This is a genomic window from Gammaproteobacteria bacterium (assembly GCA_003696665.1).
In the GTDB taxonomy this organism is placed as follows: domain Bacteria; phylum Pseudomonadota; class Gammaproteobacteria; order Enterobacterales.
In genome coordinates, this window is sequence record RFGJ01000066.1 from 1 (window position 1) to 4,295 (window position 4,295).

Annotated in this window: 4 protein-coding genes; 3 read left to right on the top strand and 1 reads right to left on the bottom strand. The window is 52.4% G+C overall.

Going from position 1 to position 4,295, the window contains the following annotated elements; all coding sequences use genetic code 11:
* Positions 1-82 precede the first annotated feature (82 nt).
* On the top strand, positions 83-1,039 hold the full coding sequence (locus tag D6694_02150) for a D-2-hydroxyacid dehydrogenase (GenBank protein ID RMH47333.1): 957 nt from the start codon (positions 83-85) through the stop codon (positions 1,037-1,039).
* Between the two features lie 4 nt (positions 1,040-1,043).
* Positions 1,044-2,033: a hypothetical protein gene (locus tag D6694_02155; GenBank protein ID RMH47334.1), complete on the top strand. Its 990-nt coding sequence runs from the start codon at positions 1,044-1,046 to the stop codon at positions 2,031-2,033.
* A gap of 115 nt (positions 2,034-2,148) precedes the next feature.
* Here the strand turns inward: D6694_02155 and D6694_02160 are convergent, their stop codons facing one another.
* Positions 2,149-3,381: a molybdopterin molybdenumtransferase MoeA gene (locus D6694_02160; GenBank protein RMH47335.1), complete on the bottom strand. Its 1,233-nt coding sequence runs from the start codon at positions 3,379-3,381 to the stop codon at positions 2,149-2,151.
* A 158-nt stretch (positions 3,382-3,539) separates the two neighbouring features.
* On the opposite strand from D6694_02160, the gene D6694_02165 reads away from it, so the two are divergent.
* The coding region (locus D6694_02165; protein RMH47336.1) for a GAF domain-containing protein at positions 3,540-4,295 on the top strand (756 nt) is incomplete at its 3' end.

Here is a 4,295-nt window from a genome sequence, read left to right on the forward strand (position 1 = left end):
GGTCTTTCATCGAGTAGGGCTAGGAACAATTGTAGCATCTGGTTACACTGTGTATCTCCCGAACATAGTCGTCTTTCAAGCTATGCAAATTGTCATTCTCGCGCACAATGCACAAGCACTGGCGGACAGGCTTTTGGCATCGATACCGTCGTCAGATATCGTGCCGCTTTCAGACTCGGCGGATGCACTGAGCGGCCAAAGGGTGCGTGATCTCGACCCGGAAATCGTGATTGCAGAACCAGCACGGCTGACGAAATTATGGGAGAGGTTTCCCAGCGCGTGGCCTCATGTCAAATGGGTGCAATCGACGTTTGCGGGCATTGAAGTACTCTTGCCTTACGCACGTCAGCGACAATTCAAACTCACCCGAATGAATCGAGGGTTTGCTCAACCCATGGCTGAATACGTGTTTGGACATATATTGGCCATTCGATACCGACACAGAGAGTTTCATGCGCTACAACAAATTAAGCATTGGGACATGCGGCTGGCGCCAACACTCAATGGACAAACTTTGGGCTTGCTGGGCACAGGGGCAGTCACAACGATGATACAGACGCTTGCCAAACAATTTGGCATGTCGCTGATTGGCGTCAATCGGCGTGGCCTGAAAAGCGGTTTGATCGAACACGCCGTTTCAACCGAGCAGCTGTATTCCATTGCGTCACAAGCCTCCATCTGGGTCAATACCCTGCCCCTGACCCAATGCACATCTGGCCTCATTGACCGGCGTTTTTTTTCGAAACTTCCCCAAAATGCCATCTTTGTCAATGTTGGGCGCGGTCAAACTGTGAATGAGGCAGACTTGCTTGAGTGGCTCCAGTCCAATCCCTCAGCATGGGCGGTATGTGACGTTTTTTGCGAAGAGCCTTTGCCCAAGTCATCTCCGCTTTGGCCGCAGAAAAATCTTGTCATCACGCCACATATGGCGGCCAAAAGCCAACCTGATGATGTGGTTTCCCTATTCCTCGAAAACCTGGCTGCGTACACTGAGCACCAGCCATTGACTGGTGAAGTCAATCTTGCTCAAGGCTACTGACCTCATGACTGAAGTAAAACTTATCGTTCACCGTCTGACCCGTCAGACATTGGATGGCCCAATTTCGCTGGATGCTGGTGAGCATCTCGCAACAGGTCTCAGTTTGTCTTTACTCAAACAGTGTCACCAAACCTTTCGCCGCTTACAACCCAAAGAATGGGGCAAATTTTCTGAGACCAATGTGGCCGTGGAAGCCCTCATGCACGACTATCTTGCGGACCAGCAGTCTTTTGTGTCGCTCACCAGACGGCTTAGCGAACACATGTCGCAATATTTGTCCGACTGTGAACAGTCCTTTGATGCTTGGCTCCTGATGGCGCATGACACCCTCCAACAGCAATTCCACTGTTACTGGTTACCGCCCATGGTATCCCTCGCATTAGACGGGGCACGAGTGGTTGAAGTCGAGCACTTTGACACGTCGCAGATTAAGGCAGGCTTTCTGCTCGATCTTGGCGAAAAAGCTCAAAACAACGACCAGCCCTACCTTCAATGCTACATGGCATACGGCATGCGCGCCTTGGCCAAGGCCCTCGTTGATGGTTTCGGATTTGAAGCCGCAGTTGAAACAGAAAACGAGACACACATTCTGCTCGAGAATCTACGAACGTTCGTCGCCACACAACCAGAAACGGAACAACGCGCCCTACACCAACAAATGATCGATGTTTGTCTGGAGCACGATAAAATCGGCGCGCCTATTGAGTTACAAGCACTCACCGACCGTTTGCCAGACTCAGCCCGCGATGCCTTTGTTGAGTTTCTCGGACAATGCGATCAACCGCCCCCGGAACGTGTGCATCTCAACCGTCAGTACTTGAAACGCTACGTTCGTTTCTACGGGCGCACACGAGATTTATCGGTGAGTTTTTCAAGTGAGCAATTGGGCCGAGGCGTGACCTATGTTCCGGAAGAAGACATCCTTTATATCCATCAGATTCCGGAAAGCTTGAAAAAGCAACTCAAGCGTTATCTTCATCAAGAATCCATGTAACCATGTTCATCACAAGTGTCTCCTCGGCGATAGCACCAGCCACCCAACCCTACGTCCATCGCCGGGGGACCAATGACCAAACGCACCAACATTCGTTTCGTTGTCAGCGCACACGTTAATTGATAAAGGCATCAAAGAACATCACTGGCACCCCATCACCTTCTCGCGCGCCAGCACTCTGTTCATCAAGAGTCAGATAGCCATTGGCACATGCAATGGACGTCAACAGCCCCGAACCTTGCGCGCCTGTGTTTCGAACCACAAGCTGTCCATTATCATCGGCAGAAATCACGGCACGCTGGAACTCTCGACGTCCCGGTTTTTTCCTGACGTCATGAGACAATTGTGCCTGAACCACAATAGGCTTTGGCACCTGTTCGCCCGCCATCTGTCTTAGTACGGGTAACGCCAACTGGTGCAAGGTAACAACCGCAGAAACCGGATTTCCGGGCAGCCCGAAAAAGACACTGTGATTCAATCGGCCAAAGGCAAAAGGTTTTCCCGGCTTGATCGCCAACTTCCAAAACTCAATGTAGCCAAGCTCAGATAACACGTCTTTCGTGTAATCAGCGTCGCCCACACTGACCCCGCCAGAACTGATAACCGCATCCGCCCATGCATCCGCCTCACGAAAAGTTTTGGCGATGGCTTCTGGATGATCTGGGACGATGCCGAAATCTCGTACATCAAATCCAGCCCGCCGCAACATTGCCACGGCAACCACCGTGTTGGACTCATAAATTTTACCCGGGACGTGCGGCTGCCCGGGTGGCAATAACTCATCGCCAGTTGAAAAAACAGCCACCCTCAGCCGGCGGAACACCCTGACCTGACCGTATCCCATGGCGGCAACCACACCAAGCTTCGCGGGTGACAGTCGTTCACCTGCAGTCAAAACTGTGGCGCCTTGCGCCATGTCCTCGCCAGCCCGTCGAACATTTTCACCGGCACGTGGCCATTTCACCACACGAATGGTATGACCGTTCCGCTCAACGCGCTCTTGCATCACAACAGCATCAGCCCCGTCAGGCATCGCAGCGCCAGTCATTATCCGCACAGCCTGACCGGGCCCGAGCTCGCCTGAAAAAGGATGGCCTGCCAACGCTTCACCCACCACCTCGAGCACGGTGCCGTCAGTGCCATCCTGACTACGCAATGCATAACCATCCATGGCCGAATTGTCATAAGCTGGCACGGGGTGCTGTGCCACCAAGGTTTCCGCAAGTATTCTGTCCAAGGCGGTAGAAAGTGGCACGTTCTCGGTCTCTGTGACTGGATGCGTCGTCTTTAACATCAGAGAAATTGCTTCTCCGACAGGGCGCAGTCCCGCTTGATCACAACATCCCATGGCATGTCCTCTTGGCTTTTTGTCCCACTAGTTTAGGCCATCTTGGACGTCCGAGTCTTGTGCAAGATCAAAAAGGGTACGCCTGTGCTAAACTGTCCGGAGACAAGTTAAAACGTTGGCTAAGTGCAACTGAAATCACAACTAGAGCCCCGCATTCCATGGACGAACAACTGAACATTTGTGTCATTGGCGAAGCCTCAGAAGCACTTACTGCGGCAGCCAATGACCTAGGTGTGGGACTGAAAGAGACACCCAACCACCGCACTTGCCTTGTTGTCATCAACGCGCATGACACCGTTTCACCATCAATACCGCACACCGTACTGATCGTAGGCGCCAGTGAGCAGCCATCGACTGACCTCGTGGTGCGAGAGGATTCACCGACCGCTTGGCGGCAAGTGATTCAACTTGCGACGCGACATCATCAATTGCAGGCCGCACTTGTCTCTACCCGCGACCGGCTCGGCGTCTTGACCGAACAGCACCGGCAATTGATGCAAATTGGTATCATGCTCAGTGCTGAAAAAAACCTACATAAACTGCTGGACAAGGTGCTTTATGAAGGTCGCCGGCTGGCAAATTGTGAGGGCGCCAGTCTGTTTCTCGTCGAGCGTGACGGCGAACAAAGCTACCTGCGCTTTGTTGTTTCACAAAATGCCAACACCACCATTAACCACGAAAATAAGAGATTTCCGTTATCGACCGACAGCATCGCTGGCTACTCCGCCCTGACCGGCGAGGCGGTGAAAATCAATGATGTCTATCAAATTCCCAAGGAAGCCCCCTATCGATTCAATGCCCAATACGACAAAGAAACGGGCTATCGCACGCGCGATATGGTGGCCATCCCAATGCATAATCATCGCGACGAAATCATTGGTGTCTTGCAGTTGCTTAACTCGACCAACCAAGAC

What these genes read in the sequence shown, in the direction of transcription:
- D6694_02150 (RMH47333.1), top strand. Translation starts at nt 83, where the DNA reads ATGCAAATTGTCATTCTCGCGCACAATGCACAAGCACTGGCGGACAGG.
- D6694_02155 (RMH47334.1), top strand. Translation starts at nt 1,044, where the DNA reads ATGACTGAAGTAAAACTTATCGTTCACCGTCTGACCCGTCAGACATTG.
- D6694_02160 (RMH47335.1), bottom strand. Translation starts at nt 3,381, where the DNA reads ATGGGATGTTGTGATCAAGCGGGACTGCGCCCTGTCGGAGAAGCAATT.